The 3,037-nt window shown below is 67.3% G+C and carries 2 protein-coding genes and 1 pseudogene; all 3 read left to right on the forward strand.

Annotation, left to right across the window (positions count from 1 at the left end; genetic code table 11):
- On the forward strand, positions 1 to 2,318 hold a 2,318-nt coding region (gene eccCb, locus AC2VON_RS18145; RefSeq protein WP_486954200.1), incomplete at its 5' end, for a type VII secretion protein EccCb.
- A 168-nt stretch (positions 2,319 to 2,486) separates the two neighbouring features.
- Entirely contained in the window at positions 2,487 to 2,786 is a 300-nt protein-coding gene (locus tag AC2VON_RS18150; protein ID WP_486954201.1) for a PE family protein, read from the forward strand.
- A 145-nt stretch (positions 2,787 to 2,931) separates the two neighbouring features.
- Positions 2,932 to 3,037 (forward strand): annotated as a pseudogene (locus tag AC2VON_RS18155) (WXG100 family type VII secretion target); the annotation flags it as partial.

Genomic DNA, 3,037 nt, shown 5'->3' on the forward strand with positions numbered 1-3,037 from the left:
ACTGGGTGCACCTGATGATGGCGTCGCAAACCATCGAAAGCCGTGCCGAGAAGCTGATGGAGAACATGGGCTACCGGTTGGTGCTCAAGGCGCAGACGGCCGGCGCGGCGCAAGCCGCCGGCGTGCCGAACGCGGTGAACCTGCCGGGCAAGGCCGGCTTGGGTTATTTCCGCAAGAGCGGCGAGGAGGTGATCCGCTTCCAGGCGGAGTTCCTGTGGCGCGACTACCACCGCGGCGGTCTGTTCGACGACGAGCAGCTGCCGATGGTGCACGCCGCCGACTACGTCCAGCCGCAACTGTTCACCACCGCCTTCGCCCCGCGGGAGGTGACCGGGGTCGCGGCGCAGGTCGAGGCGGCCGAGGAGGCCGAGGCGGTACCGGGCAGCGCGATCAGCGACCAGCCGGACGGCTCGGCCGAGCCGGCTCAGGAGACCGGAGAGACCGCAGAGAACCTGGAGGAGGAAGACGCGATTCGGGTAGCGAAGGTCGGGACGGTGATCATCGACCAGCTGCGCCGGATCGACTTCGAGCCCTATCGGTTGTGGCAGCCGCCACTGGACGTGCCCACACCCGTCGATGAGTTGGTGAACCGCTACCTGGGCCATCCCTGGCAACAGGACTACGGCACCCGCAAGGATCTGGTGTTCCCGATCGGGATCATCGACCGGCCGTTCAAACACGACCAGCCGCCGTGGACTGTGGACACCTCCGGGCCCGGCGCCAACGTGCTGATCCTGGGTTCCGGTGGGTCGGGCAAGACCACGGCGCTACAGACGCTGATCTGCTCGGCAGCGTTGATCCACACCCCGGAACAAATCCAGTTCTACTGCCTGGCCTACAGCGGCACCGCGCTGACCACGGTGGCCGGACTGCCGCACGTGGGCAGCGTCTGCGGGCCCACCGACCCGGACGGCGTGCGCCGCACGGTGGCCGAACTGCTGGCGCTGATGCGGGGACGCAAACGCAGCTTCCTCGAGCACGACGTCGCATCGATGGCCGTATTCCGGCGTCGGAAGTTCGATGGCGCGCCCGGGCAGGTGCCCAACGACGGCTTCGGCGACGTCTACCTGGTGATCGACAACTACCGGGCGCTGTCCGAGGACAACGAGGTGCTCGTCGAGCAGGTCAACCAGATCATCAACCAGGGGCCGTCCTTCGGGGTGCACGTGATCGTCACCGCCGACCGCGAGTCCGAGCTGCGCCCACCGGTGCGCAGCGGTTTCGGATCCCGGGTGGAGCTGCGGCTGGCGGCGGTCGAGGATGCCAAGCTGGTGCGGTCCCGGTTCGCCAAGGACGTCCCGGCCAAGCCGGGCCGGGGCATGGTCGCGGTGAACTATGTGCGGCTCGACAGCGATCCCCAGGCGGGTTTGCACACCCTGATCGCCCGGCCGGCGATGAGTGACGCCCTAGAAGAAATATTCGAGTCCGACAGCGTGGCCGCTGCCGTAAGCCAGGTAGCTGTGGGTCGGGTCCGCCCGGTGCGCAGGCTGCCGGCCCGGTTCGGGCTGGACGAGGTCCGGGCGGTCGCAGCGACAGACCAGCGCGAGGGTGTGGGCGCCGGCGGGATCGCCTGGGCCATATCGGAGCTGGATCTGCGGCCGGTCTATCTGAACTTCGCCGAGAACGGCCACCTGATGGTGACCGGACGACGCGAGTGTGGGCGCACCACGACGTTGGCCACCATCATGCGTGAGATCGAGCGGGTGTATGCGCCCGGCGCCAGCACCGCGCCGGAAACGTCAGACCCGTCGGCGCAGGTGTGGCTGGTCGATCCGCGCCGTCAGCTGCTGACCACACTGGGTTCTGATTACGTGGAGAAATTCGCGTACAACATGGACGGCGTGGTCGCGCTGATCAGCGAGTTGGCGGCCACACTGGCCGGACGCGAGCCGCCCCCCGGCCTGTCGGCGGAGCAGCTGCTGGCGCATGCCTGGTGGACCGGACCGGAGATTTTTTTGATCATCGACGATGCCCAGCAGTTCCCGCCGGGCTTCGACTCGCCGTTCCAGAAGGCCGCCCCGTGGGTGACCCGGTCGGCGGATGTGGGGTTGCACGTGATCGCAACCCGCACCTTCGGCGGCTGGTCGTCGGCGGGCAGCGATCCGCTGCTGCGGGCCCTGCACCAGGCCAATGCGCCGCTGCTGGTGATGGATGCCGATCCCGACGAGGGTTTCATCCGCGGCAAGATGAAGGGCGGCCCGCTGCCCCGCGGGCGTGGGCTGCTGATGGCCGAGGACACCGGCGTGTTCGTCCAGGTAGCGGCCACCGAGCTGCGCGGGGCGCCGGCCCGGGAGCGCGCCGCCACTCCAGCGGGATAGGCTCTCTTCGACAGCCGGCCGACTCGCAGTGTTACGGGTTCAGATTGCCAGGTGAACAATTGTTGCCAGTGGGTGAACAGTTAGCGTTGTAGGCGGCAGCGACCGGTCCGGGCATTTATGCTGTAGTCCCGGAGCGACTGTCAAAGGCGAGTATGAGGAGGAACCCCAATGTCGTTCGTGACCGCACAACCGGAGGCGCTATCGGCTGCAGCAGCCAACCTCAGTGGTATCGGGTCGGCGCTGAGCGCCCAGAACGCGGCCGCGGCCGCCCCGACCACCGGAGTGTTGCCGCCCGCGGCCGATGAGGTATCGGCGCTGACCGCGGCACAGTTCGCCGCGCACGCGCAGATGTATCAGGAGATCAGCGCACAGGCGGCAGCCATCCACGAGATGTTCGTGGCCACCCTGAACGGCAGTGCGGGCTCGTATGCGGCCACCGAGGCCGCCAACGCGGCCGCAGCGGGTTGAGCAGGTAGGAGCATGCATGCGTTTCAGATGATCGGCCGGTACGCTATGGCGTGACCTGCAGCTACCCGCCGGCCGACAACAACCAGCGACAACAACAGCCAATAACCAGCCACAGTCAATAGGTTTCAGGTAAGGAGACAGTTTCATGGCAACGCGTTTTATGACCGATCCGGATGCGATGCGGGCGATGGCGGGCCGTTTCGATGTGCACGCTCAGACCGTGGAGGACGAGGCCCGCAAGATGATGGCGT

It is taken from the genome of Mycobacterium sp. TH-M82 (assembly GCF_057473605.1).

Excerpts from the sequence above, each read along its gene's own strand:
- AC2VON_RS18150 (WP_486954201.1), top strand. The coding sequence starts at position 2,487 with ATGTCGTTCGTGACCGCACAACCGGAGGCGCTATCGGCTGCAGCAGCC.